27 protein-coding genes are annotated in these 25,491 nt (G+C 35.3%); 17 read left to right on the top strand and 10 right to left on the bottom strand.

What is annotated here, in order from left to right; genetic code table 11:
- Positions 1–30: 30 nt before the first annotated feature.
- Complete coding sequence (pheS, locus tag GTR01_RS18530) at positions 31–1,041, bottom strand: phenylalanine--tRNA ligase subunit alpha (protein WP_160139248.1); 1,011 nt, start codon at positions 1,039–1,041, stop codon at positions 31–33.
- Between the two features lie 127 nt (positions 1,042–1,168).
- The gene (locus tag GTR01_RS18525; RefSeq protein ID WP_160139247.1) at positions 1,169–1,828 is read right to left on the bottom strand and encodes a YceI family protein; all 660 of its coding nucleotides are present in this window, start codon (positions 1,826–1,828) and stop codon (positions 1,169–1,171) included.
- Between the two features lie 75 nt (positions 1,829–1,903).
- Between GTR01_RS18525 and GTR01_RS18520 the strand changes: the two genes are divergently transcribed.
- Positions 1,904–2,839 (top strand): sulfate/molybdate ABC transporter ATP-binding protein, encoded by a 936-nt coding sequence (locus GTR01_RS18520; RefSeq protein ID WP_160139246.1) that lies wholly within the window; start codon positions 1,904–1,906, stop codon positions 2,837–2,839.
- 339 nt (positions 2,840–3,178) lie between these two features.
- Here GTR01_RS18520 and GTR01_RS18515 read toward each other — a convergent pair whose 3' ends face one another.
- Positions 3,179–3,523 (bottom strand): zinc ribbon domain-containing protein YjdM, encoded by a 345-nt coding sequence (locus GTR01_RS18515; protein WP_160139245.1) that lies wholly within the window; start codon positions 3,521–3,523, stop codon positions 3,179–3,181.
- Positions 3,524–4,000: 477 nt separating this feature from the next.
- On the opposite strand from GTR01_RS18515, the gene GTR01_RS18510 reads away from it, so the two are divergent.
- The 13 genes from GTR01_RS18510 to GTR01_RS18450 all read left to right on the top strand — a co-directional run bounded on the left by GTR01_RS18510 (position 4,001) and on the right by GTR01_RS18450 (position 16,857).
- Complete coding sequence (locus GTR01_RS18510) at positions 4,001–5,206, top strand: RsmB/NOP family class I SAM-dependent RNA methyltransferase (RefSeq protein ID WP_160139244.1); 1,206 nt, start codon at positions 4,001–4,003, stop codon at positions 5,204–5,206.
- An 802-nt stretch (positions 5,207–6,008) separates the two neighbouring features.
- Positions 6,009–7,676 (top strand): asparagine synthase B, encoded by a 1,668-nt coding sequence (gene asnB / locus GTR01_RS18505; protein ID WP_160139243.1) that lies wholly within the window; start codon positions 6,009–6,011, stop codon positions 7,674–7,676.
- 313 nt (positions 7,677–7,989) lie between these two features.
- Entirely contained in the window at positions 7,990–8,832 is an 843-nt protein-coding gene (locus tag GTR01_RS18500; RefSeq protein WP_228452284.1) for a hypothetical protein, read from the top strand.
- 142 nt (positions 8,833–8,974) lie between these two features.
- The gene (locus GTR01_RS18495; RefSeq protein WP_160139242.1) at positions 8,975–10,378 is read left to right on the top strand and encodes an MFS transporter; all 1,404 of its coding nucleotides are present in this window, start codon (positions 8,975–8,977) and stop codon (positions 10,376–10,378) included.
- A 139-nt stretch (positions 10,379–10,517) separates the two neighbouring features.
- Positions 10,518–11,393 (top strand): pirin family protein, encoded by an 876-nt coding sequence (locus GTR01_RS18490; protein WP_160139241.1) that lies wholly within the window; start codon positions 10,518–10,520, stop codon positions 11,391–11,393.
- A gap of 229 nt (positions 11,394–11,622) precedes the next feature.
- Positions 11,623–11,934: a GNAT family N-acetyltransferase gene (locus tag GTR01_RS18485; RefSeq protein WP_160139240.1), complete on the top strand. Its 312-nt coding sequence runs from the start codon at positions 11,623–11,625 to the stop codon at positions 11,932–11,934.
- Positions 11,935–11,972: 38 nt separating this feature from the next.
- The gene (locus GTR01_RS18480) at positions 11,973–12,872 is read left to right on the top strand and encodes a pirin family protein (protein ID WP_160139239.1); all 900 of its coding nucleotides are present in this window, start codon (positions 11,973–11,975) and stop codon (positions 12,870–12,872) included.
- Between the two features lie 19 nt (positions 12,873–12,891).
- Complete coding sequence (locus tag GTR01_RS18475) at positions 12,892–13,431, top strand: NADPH-dependent FMN reductase (protein ID WP_160139238.1); 540 nt, start codon at positions 12,892–12,894, stop codon at positions 13,429–13,431.
- The gene (locus tag GTR01_RS18470; protein ID WP_160139237.1) at positions 13,424–14,002 is read left to right on the top strand and encodes a TMEM175 family protein; all 579 of its coding nucleotides are present in this window, start codon (positions 13,424–13,426) and stop codon (positions 14,000–14,002) included. The genes GTR01_RS18475 and GTR01_RS18470 overlap by 8 nt, the downstream gene beginning before the upstream one ends.
- 1 nt (position 14,003) lies before the next feature.
- Complete coding sequence (locus GTR01_RS18465) at positions 14,004–14,222, top strand: (4Fe-4S)-binding protein (RefSeq protein WP_123859226.1); 219 nt, start codon at positions 14,004–14,006, stop codon at positions 14,220–14,222.
- Entirely contained in the window at positions 14,222–14,617 is a 396-nt protein-coding gene (locus GTR01_RS18460) for an OsmC family protein (protein ID WP_160139236.1), read from the top strand. Before GTR01_RS18465 ends, GTR01_RS18460 begins: the two co-directional genes overlap by 1 nt.
- A gap of 3 nt (positions 14,618–14,620) precedes the next feature.
- Positions 14,621–14,908, top strand: coding sequence for a GNAT family N-acetyltransferase (locus tag GTR01_RS18455; protein WP_185155147.1), 288 nt, complete (start codon positions 14,621–14,623; stop codon positions 14,906–14,908).
- A gap of 389 nt (positions 14,909–15,297) precedes the next feature.
- A complete protein-coding gene (locus tag GTR01_RS18450; RefSeq protein WP_160139235.1) occupies positions 15,298–16,857 on the top strand; it encodes a sodium:solute symporter in 1,560 nt (519 codons plus the stop codon).
- A gap of 99 nt (positions 16,858–16,956) precedes the next feature.
- Here GTR01_RS18450 and GTR01_RS18445 read toward each other — a convergent pair whose 3' ends face one another.
- Positions 16,957–19,188, bottom strand: a complete 2,232-nt coding sequence (locus tag GTR01_RS18445) for a reprolysin-like metallopeptidase (protein ID WP_160139234.1) — start codon at positions 19,186–19,188, stop codon at positions 16,957–16,959.
- 349 nt (positions 19,189–19,537) lie between these two features.
- On the opposite strand from GTR01_RS18445, the gene GTR01_RS18440 reads away from it, so the two are divergent.
- The 3 genes from GTR01_RS18440 (at position 19,538) to GTR01_RS18430 (ending at position 22,007) form a co-directional block, all read left to right on the top strand.
- The gene (locus tag GTR01_RS18440) at positions 19,538–20,056 is read left to right on the top strand and encodes a hypothetical protein (protein WP_160139233.1); all 519 of its coding nucleotides are present in this window, start codon (positions 19,538–19,540) and stop codon (positions 20,054–20,056) included.
- A gap of 107 nt (positions 20,057–20,163) precedes the next feature.
- On the top strand, positions 20,164–21,018 hold the full coding sequence (locus GTR01_RS18435; protein ID WP_262885759.1) for a transketolase: 855 nt from the start codon (positions 20,164–20,166) through the stop codon (positions 21,016–21,018).
- Positions 21,019–21,059: 41 nt separating this feature from the next.
- Complete coding sequence (locus GTR01_RS18430; protein ID WP_160139231.1) at positions 21,060–22,007, top strand: transketolase family protein; 948 nt, start codon at positions 21,060–21,062, stop codon at positions 22,005–22,007.
- A 207-nt stretch (positions 22,008–22,214) separates the two neighbouring features.
- Here the strand turns inward: GTR01_RS18430 and GTR01_RS18425 are convergent, their stop codons facing one another.
- From GTR01_RS18425 to GTR01_RS18400, 6 genes are all read right to left on the bottom strand, one after another.
- Positions 22,215–22,730, bottom strand: coding sequence for a hypothetical protein (locus GTR01_RS18425; RefSeq protein WP_228452283.1), 516 nt, complete (start codon positions 22,728–22,730; stop codon positions 22,215–22,217).
- Positions 22,708–23,187: a hypothetical protein gene (locus GTR01_RS18420; RefSeq protein WP_160139230.1), complete on the bottom strand. Its 480-nt coding sequence runs from the start codon at positions 23,185–23,187 to the stop codon at positions 22,708–22,710. Before GTR01_RS18420 ends, GTR01_RS18425 begins: the two co-directional genes overlap by 23 nt.
- Positions 23,188–23,237: 50 nt before the next feature.
- Positions 23,238–23,783 carry a hypothetical protein gene (locus GTR01_RS18415; protein ID WP_160139229.1) on the bottom strand — a complete coding sequence of 182 codons (546 nt, stop codon included), beginning with the start codon at positions 23,781–23,783 and terminating at the stop codon, positions 23,238–23,240.
- The gene (locus GTR01_RS18410) at positions 23,770–23,958 is read right to left on the bottom strand and encodes a hypothetical protein (RefSeq protein WP_160139228.1); all 189 of its coding nucleotides are present in this window, start codon (positions 23,956–23,958) and stop codon (positions 23,770–23,772) included. Before GTR01_RS18410 ends, GTR01_RS18415 begins: the two co-directional genes overlap by 14 nt.
- Before the next feature lie 363 nt (positions 23,959–24,321).
- Positions 24,322–24,498 (bottom strand): hypothetical protein, encoded by a 177-nt coding sequence (locus GTR01_RS18405; protein WP_160139227.1) that lies wholly within the window; start codon positions 24,496–24,498, stop codon positions 24,322–24,324.
- Positions 24,499–24,526: 28 nt separating this feature from the next.
- The gene (locus GTR01_RS18400) at positions 24,527–25,483 is read right to left on the bottom strand and encodes a DUF3829 domain-containing protein (protein ID WP_160139226.1); all 957 of its coding nucleotides are present in this window, start codon (positions 25,481–25,483) and stop codon (positions 24,527–24,529) included.
- Between the last annotated feature and the right edge of the window lie 8 nt (positions 25,484–25,491).

The raw sequence follows: 25,491 nt of genomic DNA, 5'->3' as shown, positions 1-25,491 counted from the left end.
AAAACCTCCGGAGCTCCGGAGGTTTATTTATTATAATGTCTTGAATTGCTCCAAGGTTCTTATATCATTTTCAAAGAACATTCTGATATCGCTCATTTGGTACAGAAGCATGGTAATTCTTTCAATTCCCATTCCGAATGCATATCCTGAATATTTCTCAGAATCAATATTTACATTCTTTAATACAGCAGGATCTACCATTCCACAACCCATAATTTCTAACCATCCTGTTCCCTTTGTGATTCTGTAATCTGTTTCAGAGTTTAATCCCCAATATACATCAATCTCAGCACTAGGCTCAGTGAATGGGAAGTAAGAAGGTCTCATTCTGATTTTAGACTTTCCGAAAAGTTCAGTAGTAAAGAACTGGATTGTTTGCTTTAAATCTGCAAAGCTTACATTCTCATCGATATACAATCCTTCAATCTGGTGAAAGATACAGTGAGAACGTGAAGAAATTGCTTCATTTCTGAATACTCTTCCCGGAGATAAAATTCTGATAGGCGGCTGGTTTTCTTCCATATAACGAGTCTGTACAGAAGAAGTATGCGTTCTCAAAAGAATATCCGGATTCTGCTCAATAAAGAATGTATCCTGCATATCTCTTGCCGGGTGATATTCCGGAAGATTCAATGCGGTAAAGTTATGCCAGTCATCTTCAATCTCAGGACCATCTGCCACTGCAAATCCAATCGATTTAAAGATTTCAATGATTCTGTTTTTTACCAGGTTGATCGGATGTCTTGACCCCAAATCCAATGGAAATGCCGGTCTTGTAAGATCTTCTTTTTCTACCACCACAGAAGATGCGGAAGCACTTTTCAAATCCTCCAATTTCACAGCAACTGCTTGCTTCAAAGTATTGATCTTCTGTCCGAATTCTTTCTTCTGGTCGTTAGGAACTTCTTTAAATTTTTCAAAAAAATCATTCAGAACTCCTTTTTTACCGTTGTACTTGATACGGAAGTTCTCTATCTCTTCCTTAGAGGTAGCATTGAAGCCGTTTACTTCGATCAGTAGTTCTTCTATCTTTTCTATCATTATTTTACCCTTTCAAAATGTTTTGCAAAAATACGACTTTTAAGTTGAATAATAAGTCCGTCATAAAAAAATCTGCCTCTTTTTCGAGAGGCAGACTTCAATCACTTATTTCACTTAAATAAAAAAATTATTTCTTTTCTAAAGCTTTCACGTTGATTTGAAGAGTTACCTCATCTTTAATCACTCCGTTTTCAGCAGGAGCCTGGAACTTCACGCCAAACTCTTCTCTCTTAATATCCTTTGGCTCAGTAGCAATACTTACGTCTCCATCTTTCACAGAAACATTTGCTTTAAACTGAACAGGCTTCGTAATTCCTTTAATTGTTAAATTACCATCCAAAAGAGTATTATAATCACCTTCGGTAGCAGGAGTAACCTTTGTAATTTCATAAGAAGCGGTAGGGAATTTTTCTACTTCAAAGAAATCACCACTCTTTAGGTGACCATTTAATTTCCCCATATCTTCAGGACTGTCTTTCAGGTCTACAGAAGTAAGAGAGTTCATATCAGCAACGAATTTACCGCTTTCCAGTTTTCCATCCTTCACTGTTACATCTCCACTTTCAAACTTAATGGTTCCGAAGTGGCTCGTATTTTCAGATTTAAATACTTTGTATCCTTTCCATTCAACCTTACTGTTTAGCGTATCCAAAGTGTACTGGTTACCATCTTTGGTTGTAGTCACTTCATTACTTTCACTGGTAAGCGGTTTATCTTTTTTACAAGAAACCATTACGGCAGTAACGAATAAAGCAGGAATAGCTAACGAAAACAGTTTTTTTCTCATTTTTGATTTATTTTTATTACTCCCGCTAATATAATAAAAAAAATTATGTTTTCATAAAAACCTTACATTTGTAATATGCTTTTAGAAATAAACAATTTATTCTTCTCTCACACCAAAGAAAAACCGTTGTTTCAAAACCTTAATTTAAGATTTGAAGCCAATAAAATCATTGCTCTTGCCGGAGAAAGTGGATGTGGAAAATCTACCCTTTTAAGCCTGATGTATGGTTTGCTGGATTGGGAAAGCGGAGACATTACCTTTGATGGAATCAGATTACTAGGTCCCAAAGGAAATCTTGTTCCCGGAGAAGCCGAAATGAAGTTTGTAGCACAGAATTTTGACCTTATGCCCTATGCTACCGTTGCCGAAAATGTAGGTAAATTTATTTCAAATATCAATTTAGCAAAAAAAAGAGAAACGGTTCTTGAACTTCTTGAAGTAGTCGGGCTTCAGGAATATGCCGATATACTTCCTAAATATTTAAGTGGAGGGCAGCAGCAAAGAGTTGCCCTTGCCCGAGCGCTATCTGTTTTACCTAAACTCCTTATTTTAGATGAGCCATTCAGTAATCTGGATTTTCCAAGAAAAATAGAGCTTAGAGAAAGGCTTTTCCGATATGTAAAGGAGCATCAGATCTCCCTAGTTATTTCTACTCACGAACTTCAGGACATTATGCCATGGCTGGATCAGATCGTTATTCTTCAGGATGGAAGACTTATTCAAAATGACAGCCCTGAGGAAACCTATAGAAATCCTTACAATTCTTATGTTGCCAAATTATTTGGAGAAGTTAATATCTTCGATGAGGAAGAAGCAGCTCATTTTAATCTTTCAAAGTTTTTCTATTATCCGAAGGGAATAAAGATCTCCGAAAATGGTCTTGAAGCAGAAGTTTTGGAAAGCAGATTTGCAGGAAATTATTATTGGAACAAAGTAAAAGCAAAAGATAAGGAATTGGTGGTTTATACAGATGAAAAGTTATCCGGTTCTGTTACTATTTCATTTATATAAATCAAAAAAAGCGAAGAGAAACCATCCGTAAATTTGGCATTCTATTCTTTAACTTCAGAGCCTTTATTTACTCAATTTTTCAAATTTCGCACCCTTTCAAAACAAAACATAACTCATACATTTCCTTATACTTATCTATAAAAAAAATACAAACATAAGAATCTGTTATTAAACTTTTTCTTACATTTGTATTTCCACAGCATAAGGAAATTATTGGTTATTTCTCTTTCTGCCTTCTAGACGGACATTAGCAATCTTGCAATTAAGTCTTTTGAAAGATTACACTGTCCAATTCTTTCCTTTTTTTATGGTATTCAGCCAAAAGCTCTGTAATAGCCATTAAGCTTTCTTCACAAACTCTGATTTTAAAGCCATTGCTCCAAAACCATCAATTTTGCAGTCGATATTATGATCGCTTCCCGGTCTCAGTCGGATATTTTTCACTTTAGTACCAGCTTTTACCGGTTTCGGTGCTCCTTTTACAGGAAGATCCTTTACCACTACTACAGAATCACCATCCTGAAGTTCATTTCCGTTAGAGTCCAATATTTTTCCCTCGTTGGCTGCTTCAGAAGCTGCTTCCTCAGGATTCCATTCGTAGAAACACTGAGAACATACCATCATGTTATCACTCGGGTAAGTAAACTCGGAGCTACATTTCGGACAAATTACTGTATCACTCATATTTTAATTTTTTGCAAAGGTAGGGCTTTTTAAAGGTTGAAGTCAAGAGATAAAGATCAGTATAATAGATAATAAACACTCTATAATTCACCATTTATTTTACACCATTAAGTGAATTATACCAATATCGATTAGTTAAATGTAAAGAAAATAACACATATTAATAAACCGTGCACGTTTTATTCAAAAAAACTTTTCATTTAAGCAAAGAGATAAGTTCATTCATCTCTAGAAGAAAAAGTATTGTAACCGAATAAAAAAATAAAAATCTTCTGAAAAAATCATTGCAGATTCAACATTATCTTTCTTATTCATTAAAAAAAATAAGTGATGTATAACATTATTCATCATTTATTCTAAGCCTAAAACCTTCTTCCCTATTTCTCAAATCCCCTTTCACCTTCAAACTCTGCAACTCAATTCTGAACTCTCAACTTTAATTCGTATTTTTGCAGATTCAAACAGCGAAGCAAACTTATGGAACTTATTCACAGAAACTTGGCAATCGGAATTCACGATGCCTTACAGGAGACATTTTTTGAAAAAAACAAATATGCCGATAAAGTGATTGAAAGACTTTTAAAGGCAAACAAAAAATGGGGAAGCCAGGACAGAGCCGTTGTTTCTGAGATTTTCTACAATATTATCCGTTGGAAAAAACGCCTTGAATACTATATGGGCGAAGGGGTAAAACCTAACAATATCTATAAACTTATCATTGCCTACCTTCTTTGGAGCAAGACCAATTATAAAAAGTTTGAAGAGTTTGACGGAATCAAAATTGCGGACATCCTTACTAAACTTAAAAAGAATACAGTTCCTACAAAAGCAATTGAGCATTCTATTCCAGATTGGTTGGCAGAAACTTTGGAAAAAGAATTGGGAGCTAACTGGGAAAGAGAAATGATTGCTTTAAATGAGCAAGCTCCTACAGTGTTGAGAACAAATTCATTAAAGACAACTACAAAGGAACTTATTTCTGACCTTTCAGATGAAGGAGTAGTATCCTTCCCTATCAAAAACTATCCTGATGCAGTACAATTGGAAGAGAAAAAGAATGTTTTCCTTACGACAGCTTTTAAAGAAGGATTGTTTGAAGTTCAGGATGCTTCTTCTCAGAAGATCGGATATTTCCTTGACGTAAAAGAAGGACAAAGAGTTATTGATGCATGTGCGGGTGCAGGAGGGAAAACGCTTCACCTTGCAGCATTAATGAGAAATAAAGGACAAATTATAGCTTTAGACATTTTTGAGTGGAAACTGGCTGAATTGAAGCGTCGTGCTAAAAGAGCCGGAGCTCATAATATTGAGACCCGTATGATTGCAGATAATAAAGTGATCAAACGTCTTCATGATAAAGCAGACAGATTATTGATTGATGCACCATGTTCAGGTCTTGGAGTTTTAAAAAGAAATCCTGACAGTAAGTGGAAAATTGATCAGGACTTTATTGACAGAATCAAAAAAGAGCAGCAACAAATCCTTCAGGATTATTCTAAAATGCTTAAAAAGGGAGGAAAGATGGTATATGCAACATGTTCTATCCTTCCATCAGAAAACAATCTGCAGGTAGAGGAATTCCTAAAAAATAATCCTGGATTCAAAATGGTTAAAGATGAAAAGGTAATGCCAAGTACAGGTTATGATGGATTCTATATGGCCTTAATTGAAAGAGTGTCTTAACAGACTTTACAAAATAACAATAAAAAACTACTCCAAGGGGTAGTTTTTTTGTTTTTACAGCTCATGATGTAACATTTCCTCCATATTCCCTACTAACTCTATAGATTAACCGTTTTGATGTTGTAAAGTAAATTTATAAACTCTATAAATTACTTTGTGGCAAATATTATTATGAATAAAAGAACTGTACTTAATTTTAAGTCTAGCTTTTCATCATCCCAGCCTTCTAAGCAGGGCTATGGAAGCCCATATATCAGTTCTTACCCCTAAATAGTGATTCTACTCCGGAAACACAAAAACCACCCGGAATTCATCCTATAAAGAATACAAAACGTTTACTCATTTAAAAAAGTTGGCCCACAATGCACACTCTTGCTATCTTATTAAGCAAAGAAACCATTGTAAGCTTTAAATCTATTGGTATGAAGAGAAATCTTATTTGTACCAATGGAATAATATGACCGATTAAAAAAGTCTATAAAAAACAAAACCTTCTTGCATGAGAATTGCAAGAAGGTAAAAACACAAATGATGAAAAAAAATTATTTCGAGCCACAAAGTAAGGGCTAAAATTCGCAGAATAAATTATCATATATTAAGAAATATGTCATTTTTATTTCGTATAGAGGTTACAATCATTTTATCCCAGCGAAAAAAATCAATTAAAAACATATTAATTACTTCAAATAGTTAATTTTTTTCTTCAAAATAAATTAATTAATTAAAAATTTAAACTTATACGTATTTTTAATTGTGATTTATAAACATCCCTTATACTTTTGTCACTATAAATAATAAAAATATGTGTGGTATAGTATGTTTATTTGATGCCAAGCAAAAAACCGAGATATTAAGACCTCAGGTTTTAGAAATGTCAAAAAAGATTCGTCATAGAGGGCCGGATTGGAGTGGAGTGTATCAGGATGAAAAAGTAGTTTTCTCCCATGAAAGACTTGCTATTGTTGATCCAACCTCCGGAAAGCAACCTTTATTTACTAAAGACGGAAAAGTAGTATTAGCGGTAAACGGCGAAATCTACAATCATAGAGAATTAAAAGAAGAATTTACCGACTATGAGTTCCAGACTCAATCTGATTGTGAAGTTATTCTGGCACTTTACCAAAAATATGGAAAAGACTTTGTTGAAAAGCTAAACGGGATTTTCGCATTTGCGTTATATGATACTGAAAATGATATTTACCTGGTTGCTCGTGACCACATGGGAATTTGTCCTCTTTATCAGGGATGGGACAAGAACGGGAACTATTATGTAGCTTCTGAACTAAAAGCACTGGAAGGTGTATGCAAAACTATCGAAACCTTCCTGCCTGGCCATTTGGTGTATAGCAAGGATGGTATTGAGCTTCAACAGTGGTATACCAGAGAGTGGGAAAGCTTTGATCATGTAAAAGAGAATGATACAGATATTTCTAAATTGAGAAAAGGTCTTGAGGATGCAGTACACAGACAATTGATGAGTGATGTACCTTACGGAGTATTACTTTCCGGTGGTTTAGATTCTTCTGTTATATCAGCTATTACAGCAAAGTTTGCCAGACAAAGAATAGAAAGTGGTGATACGCAGGAAGCATGGTATCCAAGACTACACAGTTTTGCGGTAGGTTTAGTAGGATCTCCTGATTTAGCTGCTGCACAAAAGGCCGCTGAACACATCGGATCTGTTCACCATGAGGTTAACTTTACGGTTCAGGAAGGGCTGGATGCAGTGCGTGATGTAATATATCATTTGGAAACCTATGATGTAACCACCATCAGAGCTTCCACTCCAATGTATCTTTTAGCGAGAGTTATCAAATCAATGGGAATCAAAATGGTATTATCCGGAGAAGGTTCTGATGAGTTATTTGGTGGATACCTGTACTTCCACAAAGCTCCTAACGCTAAAGAATTCCATGATGAAACGGTAAGAAAACTTGGAAAGCTTCACTTATATGACTGCCTGAGAGCCAACAAAGCTTTGATGAGCTGGGGAATAGAAGGAAGAGTTCCTTTCCTTGATAAAGAATTTATGGATATTGCTATGACTCTTAATCCTCAGGATAAAATGATTAACGTTGCTGAAGGAAAAATTGAAAAATGGGTATTAAGAAAAGCCTTTGAAGATATTCTTCCTGCCTCTATCGCCTGGAGACAAAAAGAACAGTTTTCTGATGGTGTAGGATATTCATGGATTGATACTTTAAAAGAGGTAGCTGAGAAAGAAGTTACGGATGAGATGATGGCTAATGCAAGATTCAGATTCCCTTTAAACACACCTCAAAACAAAGAGGAATATCGATACAGAACTATTTTTGAAGAGCACTTCCCTAGTGAAACTGCTGCTGCCACTGTTCCGTCGGTTCCATCGGTTGCTTGTTCCACACCCATCGCCTTGGAATGGGACGAAGCTTTCAAAAAGATGAATGATCCAAGCGGAAGAGCAGTGAAAGTGCACGAGACTTCATACTAGAAGTTTGAGGGTTTGAGAGGGTGAGTGTTGTAGAGTGAATAATGAATGGTTAATTTGCTGTGCTTGTCAATCGACAACTTACTGTTAAGGTTTAAAGTTATTGTAATACTCAATCAATTCACGATTCACTTACAAAGTAAAATTAAATATTGACATTTACTATTTAAATCATCTACTTTCCCCTCTTGTTTTTAACTTTCATCACAATAATTTATTAATCCTGTAGCAATACGGGATTATTTTTTGAATTAACTACAACAATATGGCATAATTTAACTGACAATCAAAAATAATATCTAATAAATAATTATATTTGGAAAACGAAAATATCAATTATAAAAAAATGAGAAGAAACCTTACTGTTTTATTTGCCTTATTATCCATCAGTTTTGCTTTTGGACAGGGAAAATATGGCAAATATCTGAACTCAAAAAAGCTTGCTTTAGCTTATAAAAGCGTGAAAGATGCTGATAAGGATGATTATTATCAACAGTTTTACTGGCTGGTAAAAGCTGAGCAACTTAAGACTTATCCTCACCTAAAGGATATAAAGCCTGTAGTTCTATATGAATTTGTAAAATACGTAAACCCTCAAAATCCGACAAAAAAACTGGATAAAAGAGATAAAGAATTGAGAGCTACTGCAGAATTATCTTTAAATCAATACTTCAAAAACAAAAATTTTGAGAACAATTCTGTCCTGATGTATAATCTTGAAACTTATGTAGATCCATCAAAAGGACAGTTTTACACTAAGGTAGATCCTGAAAAAATCAAAGAACTGGTTCCAAAGGAATTATTTGCATTCAATTCTTTCAACAGAAACCTAGGCGAGGAAAAGACTTCCTATCTTTGGGTTGACAAGAAAAAAGATGATCTGAACATTGTAGATATTATTCCTAGTGAAAAAGATGATAAATCATTCTACACAAGATTAAGACAATATCTTCCAAGCTATAAGTTTTCAAAATATGTTCCGACTGTAAAAAAAGGAAATAAAACTGATAAAACAGATATAGAATATTATTACATCATGCCTTTCGAGCAGAATACCGATAATATTGAATACAAAACAAAGGATTTCAAAAATTTCACTTTAAGCCAGTATAGAAAAGCCGGTGACGAATGGAAAGGAGTAGAAAAGACTAAAAAATAAATCAAAAAGTCCTGTGATATTTCACAGGACTTTTTTAATTTTATATGGATTTCTTTATCTAAGGATCAAAACCGCTTAAAGTAAGCACTTTCTTCACATAAAATAAGTCTGGAAATTTTTAGATGTTCCAGCCTATACAAAAATGACAGAAGCAACTCCTCAACAAACATCAATAAAGAAAATTCTTCCTTTGATTCTGGCTACGGCTATTTTTATGCAAATGCTGGACTCAACAATTCTGAACACCTCTCTCCCATCCATTGCAAAGGATCTTCATGAGTCTCCTCTGAATATGCAGAACGCCATCATTAGCTACGTATTGACATTAGCTGTTTTCATGCCTGCAAGCGGATTTCTGGCGGATCGTTTCGGAACTAAAAAAGTGTTTATTTTTTCATTGGTATTGTTCAGTTTGGGTTCTCTATTCTGTTCTTTATCTCAAAATCTCACCCATCTGGTTATTTCAAGGGTCATTCAGGGAGTTGGAGGGAGTTTGATGACCCCGGTTGGAAAGCTGGCACTCATTAAAACTTTTGACAAAAATGAATTGCTTAAAGCGATGAACTTTGCTATCATTCCAGCACTTATAGGACCTGTTTTAGGGCCTTTAGTAGGAGGTTATATGGTAGACTATCTATCATGGCACTGGATATTCCTCATCAACATTCCGATTGGATTCCTGGGCATTATTTTAGGATTAAAATTCATGCCTGATTACAAATCCACTGATGTAGATTTTGATTTGAAAGGATTTTTAATTTTCGCAGCAGCATCTCTCCTTCTTTCCGTTTCACTCGAGCTTTTTGGAGACATGCAAAATATAACACCGGTTCTCATTGTATTTATCCTTGGATTCTTATTTCTGTATTATTACTATAAGCACGCAAAAAAAGAAGGTCACCCGATTTTTCCTTTAAATCTGTTTCAGGTAAGAACGTTCCGGGTAGGAATTATAGGAAATCTTGCCACAAGATTAGGGATCAGCTCTGTTCCTTTGCTGCTTCCTTTAATGATTCAGATTGCTTACAAACAGTCCGCAGTCACTTCAGGCTGGATTATAGCGCCTATGGCTCTAACGGCTATATTCGGGAAGTCATCTGTGATTAAAATTCTTGATAAATACGGCTATAGACAAACATTAATGGTGAATACTTTTATTATCGGAACATTGATCTGTATGTTAGCTATTCCAGATATTCATACCTCCTTATATTGGTTTGTTCCTATTATTGCGGTTCTTGGTTTTTTCAACTCGATTCAATTCACCTCAATGAATACAATCTCCATTGCAGATCTAAGGAATTTCCAGACCAGCAGTGGTAATTCTTTAATATCCGTTAATCAACAGCTCGCCATCGGTTTCGGAATTGCTTTCGGATTAATTGTTCTAAAAATATTTGAAAGTTCAGACCTCATCCAGGGAGAAACACACAATGCTTTCCGATACACTTTCCTTACTGTAGGAATATTGACGATCTTATCAGGATTGGTGTTCAGAAGGCTGCATATTTCGGATGGAAAAAACATGAAATCGAAAGAGGAATAACCCATAGGCAGAAGCCCTATATTTCACCTTTTAAACACTGTTTTACAGCTTCATTTATTCATCCTTTACGAACTTATCACAGATCAATGCATTTGCCTTTTAAGTATGGTAATTTTGTTTACATAAAATCAACAATATTATGGCAACTAAAAAAGTAGAAATGGTAGTATCTCCAAGACCTGCACACTTTGTAGGTGACGGTTTTAGAGTTCATAATTTTATTCCAGGCGTACATGGATTAGATATGAAAAGAATGGATCCGTTCATTATGCTTGATTATAATTCAAAATTTCATTTCAATGGTTCTGATAGACCAAGAGGTGTTGGCGTTCATCCACATAGAGGTTTTGAAACGGTAACAATAGCATATAACGGAAAAGTAGAACATCATGACAGTGCTGGAGGCGGTGGCATTATCGGAGAAGGGGATGTACAATGGATGACAGCAGCAAAAGGAGTTCTTCACAAAGAATATCATGAAACAGAATGGGCTAAAAAGGGCGGAATCTTTCAGATGGTGCAGCTTTGGGTGAACCTTCCTGCAAGAGATAAGATGAGCCATCCAAAATACCAGGCTATCGAAAATTCTAAAATGGAAAAGGTTGATCTTGGTGAAAATGGTTTTATAGAAGTGATTGCCGGAGCATATGATGGGCACAAAGGCCCTGCATTCACCTTCACACCTGTTCATATGATGAATGCTAAGCTTAAAGCAGGTGGTAAGGCAGAATTTAATTTTCCTGCTCACTTCAATACTGCAGCTTTGGTCATCGAAGGGAATACAACCATCAATGGAGAAAGCCAGGTGAAAGCTGATCATTTTGCACTCTTTAAAAATGAAGGAGAAGTCTTTACTCTTGAAGCTGGAGAAGATTCAATTGTTTTAATTATCAGTGGAGAACCCATTAATGAACCGATTTTTCCTCACGGCCCTTTTGTCATGAATTCCAGAGAGGAAATTATGCAGGCATTTGAAGATTTCAATACAGGAAAATTCGGATATCTTGAAGATTAAAAGAATAGAATTAAATTTTCCTTAATCTTAAATTACTCCTTTTTTATTAACTTTATATATCATTATATCAGGTTGAAGTGTAAAAGATTAATGTTAAGTAATGTGTGGAGATAAACCTTATAGGTTTTTGAAACCTATAAGGTTTGTTTTCTTAACAAGATCTTTCGCATACAAACAAAAGATGTCAATCTCTTACAACTTCACCTATCAACTTTTAATACAGAAAATTATGAAACCGGAATTTGAAAACATCCCTCTTGTAAAAGCTGAAAAAAGATTCGAGATAGAACTCAATGGACATTATGCTTTCATTGATTATCGTGAAACCTCTCATCAGATTGCTTTGATCCATACTGAAGCAGAACCTGAGCTTGCAGGAACTGGTGCAGCAGCGGCAGTAGTAGAAAAGACTTTGAATTATATCGAAGAAAGTGGTAAAAAACTTCTTCCTTTCTGTCCTTATGTTTTTGCCTTTATAAAAAAACATCCTGAGTGGAAACGTATCGTAGATGAAAAATTTGACGGATACGATAAACTGTAACAATCATTAATTAACATTCTAAAAAGCATTACATCATTATGTCAAATATTGGACTTATCATCGAAGAAAAAGCAGCAGATATCGGAAATTTTCTGGTAGGAAGACTTCTTCCTTTCCGTGAAAAAAGAGCTGTGGGGCCTTTTGTTTTTATCGACCATATGGGGCCTTCGGAATTAAAGGATTATCAAAATCTCGATGTTCCACCGCATCCGCATATCGGATTGTCTACCTTAACTTACCTTCTTGAAGGTTCTATTTTCCACAGAGACAGTATTGGGAGTGCCCTTGAGATCAAACCTGGTGCTGTTAACTGGATGACTGCCGGAAAAGGAGTGGTACATTCTGAAAGAACTCCTGAGTATTTAAGACACAGTGATAAAAAACTTCATGGATTTCAGATCTGGGTGGGTCTTCCTAAGCATCTTGAACAATCCGAGCCAACCTTCCATCATATTGAAGAAAATGACATCCCAGTTTGGGAAGATGATGGGATTCAGTATAAATTAATTGCCGGAGAAGCATTTGGAAAAAAATCTCCAGTTCCGGTACACAGTAAGTTGTTCTTCATCGAAATCAAAACCAAAGAGGCTAAGAAAATAAGCATCGGAAAGGATCTTTATGGTGAAGTAGCCATGTATGTTCTGGACGGCACAGTAAGTACAGAAGGGAATTCGTATGGATCAAAACAGTTGATGATCGCAAAAGACACTAAACTTTGTGAGTTTGATATGAGTGAAAACGGCACAGTATATCTTTTCGGAGGTGAGCCTTTCGATGAGGAGCGCTTTATCTTCTGGAACTTTGTAAATTCTGATAAAGAGATCATCGATCAGGCAAAAGTAAACTGGAATGATCAGAATCATGAGGCATTTCCATTGGTTCCGGGTGATGAGCAAGAATATGTTCCTCTTCCCAAAGCCATTTTAAACAGAAAATAATCCCCACCGATAAAAAACCATGAAAATATTAGCATTTGCAGGAAGTAGTTCTTCTACTTCCATCAATAGGGAGCTGGTAAAGTTTGTTCTAAAAGATTTCCAGCACGAAGAGATCAATCTCATTGACCTTAATGATTTCACCATGCCTGTTTTTTCCGTGGATCTTGAAAAGAAAGGATTTCCGGATGAGGCACATCAGTTTTTAAAGGTCATTGGGGAATGTGATTTCATTATTTGTTCTCTTGCAGAGCATAACCGATCTTATAGTGCTGCTTTTAAAAATGTTTTTGATTGGGCATCAAGGATTAATGTAAAGGTTTTTCAGAATAAACCTATGCTTTTGATGAGTACTTCTCCCGGAGGATATGGTGGCGGAAATGTGATGAATACAGCCAAGACATTTTTCCCACAATTTGCTGCTGATATCAAGGATACTTTTTCATTGCCGAAGTTCTATGAGAATTTTGATCTTGAAAGCGGAGTCATTAATCCTGACCTGCTAAGCGAGTTGAAAACAAAGATTGAAAACTTTAAAAACATCGTTACAACTCATGACTAAGGGAAGACTGGAAGCTTTCAGTGATGGAGTTCTAGCCATCATTATCACGATTATGGTTCTTGAGCTTAAAGTACCTGAAGGGAGCAGCTGGGCAAGTCTCAAGCCTCTTCTTCCTAAATTTTTAGCTTATATTTTCAGTTTCATCTATGTAGGAATTTATTGGAACAACCACCATCACTTGTTTCAGACAGTAAGAAAAGTGAATGGCACTATTCTTTGGGCGAATCTTCACCTTTTGTTCTGGCTTTCCATGATGCCTATTGCTACGGAATGGATTGGCACCACAGGCTTTGCAAAAAATCCTGTAGCTACTTATGGAATCGGGCTGATCATGTGTGCAATAGCCTATACTATTCTGGAGAATCTTATCATCAAATATGAAGGGGAAAGCTCTAAGCTAAAAGAAGCTATTCATTCAAAGTATAAAGAGAATATATCCATTATATTTTATATTCTGGGAATCGCTACTTCATTTTTTTATCCTTATATTGCCATAGGTTTTTATTACATTGTGGCTCTTATATGGCTGATTCCCGACAGAAGAATCGAAAAAACATTAAAAGACAATTAATATGGAAACACACGAATATCCCAACGGCGACATTACTGTTATCTGGCAGCCTCAAAAGTGTATCCACTCGGCTGTATGTGTAAAACTACTTCCTCAGGTATATAATCCGAAAGAAAGACCTTGGATAAAAGCGACCAATGCAACTCCTGAGGAACTAAAAAGACAGATCGATCAATGCCCATCAGGAGCATTAAGTTATAAATTCAACACTGAAAAATAATGGCAGTAACGGTAAAAGCAAGTTTAGGAAAAACAAAATATTATACAGAGGTAACAGCAGGTGAAAACACAATTATTACCGACGAACCTTTAGATAAAGGCGGGCAAAATAAAGGTTTCAATCCTATGGAAATTCTGGCAACTTCTTTAGCAAGCTGTACAGCAGCTACTTTAAGAATGTATATTGAAAGAAAAGAATGGGATGTGGAAAATATCAATGTAGAAGTGGAACTTGAAAATTATCCGTTGACCAAAAGAGCCATCTTCAAAAGAGATATTACTTTTGAAGGGGTTTTGGATGATGAACAGATGAAAAGACTTCATACCATTGCTGATGCGTGCCCGGTACATAAAATATTAACCAATGATATCGAAATACTAACTAAATTCTCATAAAACATGATCGAAGTAAAACAAAACAACGACGAAAAACACGGAAGTTTTGAAGCTTTCATAGATGGAAGACGCGCAGGAATGATGACGTACACCTGGGCAGGAGAAGAAAGATTTATTATTGACCACACGGAGGTGGAAGAAGCTTACAACGGAAAAGGCGTAGGTAAGGAAATGCTTTTGGCTGCTGTAGATTTTGCAAGAAAAAACGGAAAGAAAATCATTCCGCTTTGCCCTTTTGCGAAAGCTAGTTTCCAGAAGAGTGCGGAGTTGCAGGATGTTTTAGTGAATTAATCACTGTTTCCACCCTTACAATATAAACCTTTCAGAGTAAATCTGGAAGGTTTTTTTATGGCCTATTCTTTTCATTTTAACGCTAGGTTCGCAAGGATTTTATTTAAATTACGGCAGATTTTAAGTAAGCAAAGGCGGAATCGATTTTCAACCGATTTGATGAAGCAAACTGCTATTCATTATCACTGAAAATATAAAGAATAATTGCTTTTATGAGCTTCATAACCTCCAGCTTCCCGCTCCCCGCTTCAAGCCTTTCTGAAAAACATAAGTTTTATCCCGATCTTAAGTTACTTCCAAAGAGTAATTACATAAAAATTGCGACTGAACGAAATACACGATTCACGATGGTTCTTTTTTATATATTTGCTAAAATTTAAAATCTAAGCATGAATTCAGGAACTATCCTTTTGCTGTTTGTCTTTATCTACTTTATTGGTCTTTTGGTAATTTCATATTTTACCAGCCGAAATTCTGACAACCAGTCTTTCTTTATCGGTAATAAAAAAAGTAAATGGTGGCTTGTGGCATTTGGGATGATAGGTACCAGTTTAAGTGGAGTTACTTTTATTTCAGTTCCCGGGACTGTGGGAAAAATGACAGGTTCCGAATACATCTACGGAGGTTTTGAATATTATATGATGGTGATCGGTTTCTTCATTGGATATTTTATTGTAGCCGCTATCCTGCTGCCTCTGTATTACAAGATGAACCTGACTTCCATTTATACCTATCTGGGAAAAAGATTCAATGTGGAGGCTCATAAGATCGGATCTATTTTCTTTATTATTTCAAGAGCGATTGGAGCTACAGCAAGATTATACCTGGTTGTGAATGTATTGCAAATCTTCCTTCTTGAAGGATTAGGAGTACCGTTCTGGGTAACTTCAATGGTTCTTTTACTAATGGTTCTTCTCTATACTTTTGAAGGGGGTGTAAAAACTATTGTCATCACAGATACTTTGCAAACCTCTTTTATGATTATCAGTTTGGTGGCTTGCATTGTTTATATTTTATCTAATCTGAACTTATCTTTTGGTGAAGCCTATACTATTCTGGAACAAAAGAATTATACTCACTTTATCAATTCTGATCCTAATTCCAAGACATTTTTCCTTAAAACCATACTGGGAGGAATCTTCATTACCATTGCTATGACAGGGCTGGATCAGGAAATGATGCAGAAAAATATATCTGTAGATAATCTTAAAAATTCAAAGAAAAACATGCTAACTTTTGCAGGAACACTTCTGCTGGTTAATCTTGCCTTCTTATTTTTAGGAGGGCTGCTTTATCTTTTCGCCTTGCAACATGGGGCTGAATATGGAACAACAGGCACAGATCCTATTACCAATATTTTCGGTTTCAAAGATGCAACAGGAAATATCAAGAATATTATGGGGGATGACCTTTTCCCTGCACTATCACTTAATGGACATTTCCCAATGATGATTTCCGTTATATTCATTATCGGATTAATCTCAGCATTGTTCCCTTCTGCTGATGGAGCTTTAACGGCTGTAACGAGTTCGTATTGTGTAGATTTATTAAACCTTAATGAGGATAAAACCAAAACTGAGAAAGAAAAGAAAAGACTTCGTATGAAAGTCCATTTAACATTTACGGTTATGTTCTTCATCTTAATTATGGTCTTCAAAGCTCTGAATGACAAATCTATCGTGTACCTGATTATGGAAATTGCCGGATATACTTATGGCCCGTTATTAGGACTTTTTGCTTTCGGAATCTTTACGAAGTTCAAGATTTCCAAAAAGTACTCTATTCTTATGGTGACTATTTTAGCTCCTATTATCACTTATATAATCAATTTTGCAGTGACTTCTTACACAGATTACAGAATTGGTGTAGAGCTGATTGTTCTAAATGGATTATTGACCTTCATTGGACTATGGCTGGTGAAGGATAAACAGCATTTAAGAGTTGTTTAGGGGTTAAAAAACTTCAGTATCCAACTTTTGGATCTTTATAAAAATAAAAAGGCTGTTTTCTTTCGTTGAAAACAGCCTTTTTTGTGAATTGCTTATTCTTTATTCTTTAATCCATTTTATGGTTCTGTCAAAAGTTTTTGTTTTAACTTTAATCAAATAATCTCCTTTTATAAGCTGAGCCACATTAAAAGTGCCTAGATTATTTTGATCAGGTGTGTTATTCAATTTACTGAATACAAGCTTTCCACTTACATCATAGATGGTAACATCATAAACTTCATTTGTATTTGGAAATTTAATATTAAGAATTCCTTTACCTGGGTTAGGATATATTACAAATACATCTTTTCCGGTTACTTCATTTACAGCCAATACATTTTTACTGATTGTAAAGTTGACAGGGTTAATATTAAAAAATACGTTTCCTGCTCCTGCTACCATAATTCTGGACGTTGTTGTATTTACATCAGGAATAGTGATAGCTTCGGATCCGTCATTTGGAGTGGAAGCAGCCAGAATAGTTGGATAAGTAAGACCTCCGTCCGTTGAAAGTAAAATACTTACATTAGAACAATTTACAGGGGCAGCGGTGGTATTGGCTACATCCCAAGTTATAGTCTGTGTAGAATTAGCAGCCCATGTTACCGCAGTATTAGGTGCAGTTACTTTAAATGGACCAGAGTTTCCATCTACCGTAATGATTGCATCATCGTTGGCAACTCCTCCACAACCTGCATTATTATCTCTTACTGTAAGTCTGAATTCCATTGTTCTTGCATAAGATGGCAGAATTTCTCCTTTTGATGTTGTATTATTAATAAGACTTGTCAGTTTTGGAAAGTATCTATAAGAAACCGTTTCCGGTACAAATGACCTGAATATAGCGGCATTTCCAGTTGGAGTATTCCAGTTTCCTTCAGGCCCGTTATCATTTTGTTCCCAGCAATAAGTAAGTGCATTGTTTTCAGCATCTGTTGCAGAACCCGTAAGCTTAAATGGTGTTCCTTTCGGTATTGTATAATTACTTCCTGCATTCACCGTAGGAGCAGTGTTACTAACAGGGTTTGTCACCTGGCAAGTTTTTGAGGCCACTGCTGTGGTAATAGATTGAAATGATCTGGTATGAAAAATAGGAATACTGTTATTTGCTAAATTATTTAAAGTTCCGCAAATTCCTGCATAAGCCATAATCGTAATTCCACTTCCAGGTTCTACAGCATCACTCGCTTCCCGGTTACCACCTCCACAACTTCCGGTTACTGCATTAAAAGTATGTGGCCCCCAAAATTGATGTCCTACTTCATGAGCAACATAATCAATATCATACGGATCACCCACCGGGTTCCCTCTACCTGTGATTCCCTTTCCTTTATAATCAGGATCACATATACCATAATATGCTAATCCACCGCCGCCTGTACTAAAAGTATGTCCTATATCATAACTATTAATTCCAATTATGTTATTAATCTGAGTCTGGCTTTCCTCAATTAATACATCTGAATTGTTATTACCATTGAAAGGATCGGTATTAGGATCGGTAAAAATAAGGCTGGTTTCATTTGGCACTAATACCAATCTCACTGCTACCTCTTGCTCATAAACACCATTTACCCTGTTTACAGTTGTTACAATAGCAGAAAGTGTTTGAGCCACAGTGGGAGAAGATTGCCCTGTTGCCGCTTTTGCATATTCACCTGTACAGGCTACTGCAAAACGGAAAATTCTAATTTGATTTCCTACGCTTGGAGTAACGCTTTTTTGGGAATTTTTTTTTTCTACTTCAAATTTTTCATCTTTGGTTCCGCAAATCATGGGGTTCTTGTTAATTAAATCCTCTTTTTTGTAAATAATATAATGATCTATATTATTTTTTGCATAAGGGTCAATATAAGTATCCCCTGTCACCACAGATTTTATCTGAGCATGGAATCCTAATTCTGTAAAATCTAATTTTAAAGTGGCATATTGATCATCAACTCCTTGCCCTGTAAAAGTAACCAACTGGGGGAATTTATTAGCTAACTCTGGAGCCATTACTGCAGATTTCCAGATTTTGAATTTTGCTTTTGTTCCATCAGGCATAGGCAAAATAATAATAGGAGCTTTATCTTTAAAATCAGTATCCCTCAACTCCGGAACTGATTGAAAATAGCTTTTCATTCCAGCTACATCCAATTTGTAGGTGAAAAATTTTTCAGGTTGTATCAATCTATCTTCCTGTTTAGCTCCGACAGACCTTTCATTAACTCTTGTAAAAAAATCCTGCGCTTTCCCTAAAGAAATGGATATAACAAATATCCCTAAATAAAGTAATTGTTTAATTTTCATTGTTTATATGGTTTAATTTTCAAATAAATAATCAAAAGGATGAAAAATAAATTATTTAGCCAAAAATAATTATAAATCTAACACAATAAACCTATACAAAAAAACAAATATTCTCTATTGATTTACAAAATAATACAAATTGTAATTATTTGAAAATTAAATATTTAAAAAAAATAAAAGATCATAAAAAATATCAATAAAACAATTATTGTATTTTACTCCTAAACATTAAAAAATCTACCTATTTTATCAGAAAGTCTTTAAATATTTGGTAATTCTTCCTTATAGAGGGATCTATTTCAATATCTTTGAAGGCAAAAATTAAAATAAAAAAACAGTATTAAAAACTATGAAAAAAATTATTTCACTTTTCATTTTTGTATTAACCTTCGGATCTGTAGCAGCGCAAGAGAATTTTGAAGTATCTACTTTAAGGATTGGGCCTTACAAGATCTTCATGGAAAAAAGTGAAGCAGAAAAAATTGCAGGAACTAAGCTCAAAATTTCTGATGGACAGCAGAAGAATGGGGTAAAATATAATGGAGAGCTGATTAATATCGAGGTTTTTCAGGGGTATGGCGGTGAGGCAAAACCCGATGCGGTTACCATTGCCGGAATGACCACTACCAGTAAAAAATTCAAAACCAAAAGCGGAATGGGTGTTGGAAGTACCAGAGATGAATTGATTAATGCTTATAGAAATTATCCTATATTTAGTGTTCGTCCGGAGGTTGATGACAATGGTAAACGCGTTAAAGATGCGGGATACTTTAATATTGAGGACTATGACGCCGGAACACAGTTAACATTTAAATTTATTAATAATATTGTGACTGAAATTACAGTTTACATCAATGAAGGCTGTTAAAAGCTGGAAAATATTCAAATCAAACAAAATCCGGATTTTCATGTCCGGATTTTTGCATTTCCATAAGCCGGTAAAAAATTGTAAATTCGCGTGCAAATAAATCAGATATAATGAGTAAAAGTATCGAAGAGTTAAAATCTCTTACTACACAGATCAGAAGAGACATTTTAAGAATGGTTCACGCTGTAAATTCAGGACACCCGGGAGGAAGCTTAGGCTGTACAGAGTACTTTACAGCACTTTATGGAAAAGTAATGAACTATCATCTTCCTTTTACGATGGAAGGCAAAAATGAGGATCATTTTTATCTATCAAACGGACACATTTCTCCTGTATACTACTCTACTTTGGCAAGATTCAACTTCTTCCCGGTAGAAGAATTGAGTACTTTCAGAAAGCTTGATTCAAGATTACAGGGACACCCTACTACTCACGAAGGTCTTCCAGGAATCAGAATTGCTTCAGGTTCTTTAGGACAAGGGCTTTCTGTAGCATTGGGAGCTGCTTTAGGTAAAAAAATGGACGGAGATCAATCTTTAGTTTACACGCTTCACGGAGATGGTGAGCTTCAGGAAGGTCAGATCTGGGAAGCACTGATGTTTGCTGCTGCTAAAAAAGTTGATAACATTATTTCTACAATCGACTACAACGGTCGTCAGATTGACGGTGATACAGATGATGTATTAAGCCTTGGAAATCTTCATGCTAAACTTGAAGCTTTCGGATGGATTGTTTTGGAAGAAAAGAATGGTAACGATCTTGAAGCTGTAATCGGTATTCTTGAAAGAGCAAAAGCTGAAACAGGAAAAGGAAAACCTGTAGCGATCATGCTTCACACAGAAATGGGTGCTGGAGTAGATTTCATGATGGGATCTCACGCTTGGCATGGTAAAGCTCCTAATGATGAGCAATTGGAAACTGCATTCAAACAATTGTATTTAGAAGCTCCTGCTGACTACTAATATCTAACCATCTGTTAAACTCTCGATTAATAAAAATAAAAATGAAATATACATATACAGAAAAAAAGGACACACGTTCAGGATTCGGAGCCGGACTAGCTGAACTTGCTGACAAAAACCCTAATGTAGTAGCACTTTGCGCAGACCTTATCGGATCTTTGAAAATGGAAAAATTCATTGAAAAAGCTCCTGAAAGATTTATTCAGGTAGGTATTGCAGAAGCTAACATGATGGGACTTGCTGCAGGTCTTAGCATTACGGGGAAAATTCCTTTTACCGGAACTTTTGCTAACTTCTCTACTTCAAGAGTATATGACCAGATTCGTCAGTCTATTGCTTACTCTGGAAAGAATGTAAAAATCTGTGCATCTCACGCAGGTCTTACCTTAGGAGAAGATGGAGCTACTCACCAGGTATTGGAAGATATCGGAATGATGAAAATGCTTCCTGGAATGACCGTAATCAACCCTTGTGACTACAATCAGACCAAAGCGGCTACTCTTGCTATTGCTGACCATGAAGGGCCTGTATATTTAAGATTCGGTAGACCAACTGTTCCTGTATTTATCCCTGAAGATATGCCTTTCGAAATCGGAAAAGGAATTATGCTTCAAGAAGGTACAGATGTAACGATTGTTGCAACAGGACACCTTGTATGGGAATCTCTTGTAGCTGCTGATGAACTTGAAAAAGAAGGTATTTCTTGTGAAGTGATCAACATCCACACTATTAAGCCTCTTGATGAAGAGATCATCTTAAAATCTGTTGAAAAAACAGGTAAGATTGTAACCGCTGAAGAGCACAACTATCTTGGTGGTTTAGGTGAATCTGTTGCGGGAATGCTTGCAAGAAAAAGACCTACAAGACAGGAATTCGTAGCAGTAAATGATACTTTCGGAGAATCTGCAACACCAGCTGAATTGATGAAGAAGTATAAGATTGATGCTGAAGCAGTGAAAGAAGCTGTAAAGAGAATTTTAGCTAACTAACCATTAGCATTATTATAATAACTGCGGGCTGTTTCTAAGAAACAGCCCGCAGTCTTTTATTGAATAGTGATTCAATGTTGGAGTTTTATTGAATGTGAACCAGCCGTCGAAAATTCTTTGAATTCTGACACTCCTCTATTGGAGAAGAATGGTTATACACATAGTTGTCATGGTTGTAGCTTCTACCCTACTTATCGTTTGTTTTTATTATTCTATTTCATTAAAAGGAATTCCTACGGCAATCAGGATGGGGCATAATATTTCTTTTATATAATCATCCTCTCTTTTATGGGAAGCCTTAGACCCTGAAAAATAATTGCTGATTCTGTAGTTCTTCACAAACTGGTTGCGTTTCTTTCCGATAGAATAGTAATACCCTCCACTTTCATTATGGATAAAATAAGTCATTTCATCAAAGGTCATCAGCTTTTTAGAGAGCATTAGTTTCCTATAAATACACTTCTCTGATTTATCAAAAATATATTTTACAGGAATTCTGAAAAACAGATCAAACAGGAAGTATCCTATATAAAGAACCCAGATTCCAAAGGTGATTTTAAAACTATCTCCGGACATCTTATCCATCAAGTAATATATGATGACAGGAACAGCAACAATTCCCAATACCAGCCACCAGACCAAAGTACGAAGGGAATTATAATTGGGCATAATGCTTATTTCGCTTCCGTTCTCTTCAAATTTATAACGATCTGTTATGTTCATTGTTTTGATCATTAATTTTCATAATGTCTTCTGTTTCATTTACCATCTTTTGTATCCCTTTTTGAGTGAGTGCCTGGCCGATGGTCAGATATTTTTCTTTTCCATCTACTTCAAAGTAAATAGACAGCACTACATTGGTTGTAATAAAGCCCATATATTTTGTAGATAATACGTAAAAATTGGTAAAATCTTTTAAATTATAAGTTCGGGCTGCAACAAAAATAGTATGCTTACCGGTAATCGTTTTTCGATCCATATCGATGATCAACTTCTTGGTAAAAAAATTGATAACGATAAGGGCAACAACAGCAATGATAATAAGACTTACAGTTCTTGCATTGTTAAAGATTACCCCAGCTATTATTAAAAAAATAAGACATAATACAGTGACGAAAACCGGTTGATTTTTAAAAATGTATTGATTTCCTTCCTGCTTGTAAAATTGATAAGAGTTCATAGTAAATTGTTTTATATATATTTTGATTGAGGTATTAAGGCGTTTATTTATTATTCATAACGTTGAGCAATTTCATCTTCATTAATCGTTTTCAGGGTATTTAAATCTGTTCTGAAATATGTATCATGAATAGAAAAGTAAGCATCGATTTTAACGTTTGAGGATGCTGAAGCTTTTTTCCAACAGTCAAAAAACCATTGTTCAAACAACTTATACTTTTCATCATCATACTCATCCAGGATATCATCAAAATCGTCTTCTTCATAATGATCCTGAAAATCGGAGGCAGCCTTCCATATTTTTTCAGGAATAAGCGCGTCCCAATCTCCATTTTCATCAGCACTACTGAGCTTTTGGGTAGGCAAAAAAATGGTATTCGTCATTATTTTTCCTTTCTGGTCTACTCCCCAGCATACAATATCAAGATATTCATATTCATACTCAAAATAAAATGCCTTGATATCAGTTTTCCCGCTATGGTCGAGATAGACGATATTTTCTCCATTCAACAGATGAACCAGGTCTTCTGTGAGCTGTATACTGGTTTCTTCCAGGTATTTTTTAAATTCAAGATTAAGCTTTTTAAGATCTTCCATGGCTGATTCTGTTTAAAAGATGATGATCTGTCAATTTTCCTTCCGACTGTTTTTTTAAAAATTCCGAAAACATTTCATCGATAGGTAATACCAGCAAATCAGGATGACTTGTCAACCATTGTGGATCATTACTCTTATAAGATGTGTCTGAGACAATTATTTTATCCTGCTTCATAATATATAATGAAATGTGTTTTTTTATTCTTCATCCTTTAATTGCCTCAGCTTTCCATCCACTCCAGATATTCACTTCTATACTCATTATCATTGAGCCTGATAATTATGTTTTTCAGATCCTGCTTCTCAAATTCATCATCTGAACCAGTAAAAATCAAGAAAATATCTTTCTCTATGCTATTTAAAAAAGCTTTTTTGCAGCTTCTTCTATCTATTATTTCAACACCCTAAAATCTACGCTATCTTTCTTCTTTTAAAAGGGGCGGTAAAATTACCTTTATCCTTTGAAATGACATGACTCTATTTATTAAAAGTCCAGCCAGTTTCATGATTATAGCTAGTCTTCTTATATCCTTCAAGGTTATCTATTTTTGTTATACATGATCCATCCCGGGATTAGAATTACTCCTGCAATAAGTAATGGAATTAATTCTCCATAACTGAATAGCCAGGAAGTTTCTTTAGATGGGCCTATTTTTACCACAACGGCCAAACAAAAGCCTATAATAATCATGATAATTCCTAATATCTTTTTCATACGATTTCTTTTTAATTGTTACCAATACTTAATCTACAAAATTGTTGTAGCGGCTCAATACAGTACCAGCCTCACTTTCAAGATTATCAAGATCCCGGTTCAGTTCGGTATTGTTTTCATTCAAACTTCTTTGAACGATTCGCATTTTTCCAAGAAAATCATTCACCGAATTATTAAAAGCGATATAGCTTCCCTCTTTCTGTTTTTCAGATGATGGAATCTTTTCATCAACATTTCGTTTATATAGGGTTTCCATTTGTTGATATTGCTGGGCAAACTTCTGTTTATAAACATTGATATCCTTAATAGCATAAGAATCATCGATAATCTTTTGGGTAAGCTCCATTGTTTCTTTTGAATGGATGATTTGATCTTTCAATGGATGGTCTTTAAGAACTGCTATTTCCGCTTTATCAGCCTTTGGAGAAAGTTTAGTAAACAGTTCATTGGCTGCATTACGATTCTCTTGAATCAGTTTATTGCCCTTTTCACTGATCTCGCTAATTTTTTTTCCTTTATCATCCTTCCAGTCTTCAGCATTTTTATAAGCTTCCAGTTCTTTTTTCAATACTTCTAGCTGAGTAGCCGTATCCTTCATTTTATCTACAAGAACCTGATATTCTTTCCCCAATACACTTGGTGCCTTAATATCCTGGTTGATCCACATCATTATTGTAGGGGTAAATATCGGAGACATACCAATATACTGTGGATTCGCCGTTACACTTTTCACATATTCCTCCATTTGGCTCAATGATTCCTTAAAATTTTTAATAAAATCTGCCTGGGCATCATCCATTTTCACCACCTTGTTATTAAAAGAAACAATATCTCTGTTTTCATCCCCAGAATTAACACTAAAAGGATTGACCTGATTATTATTTCCGGTTTGTGAAAGTTTTTCTTTAATTTTCTCAAATTTATCACAGGATGTCATCGAAAGTCCTATGACGAGTATTCCTGCAATGATTAATGATCTTTTCATAATCTAAT

This window comes from Chryseobacterium sp. c4a (assembly GCF_009900745.1).
Taxonomy (GTDB): Bacteria; Bacteroidota; Bacteroidia; order Flavobacteriales; family Weeksellaceae; genus Chryseobacterium.
The sequence above is the reverse complement of the archived record's forward strand: the minus strand, read 5'-3'. Positions and strand labels throughout refer to the sequence as shown.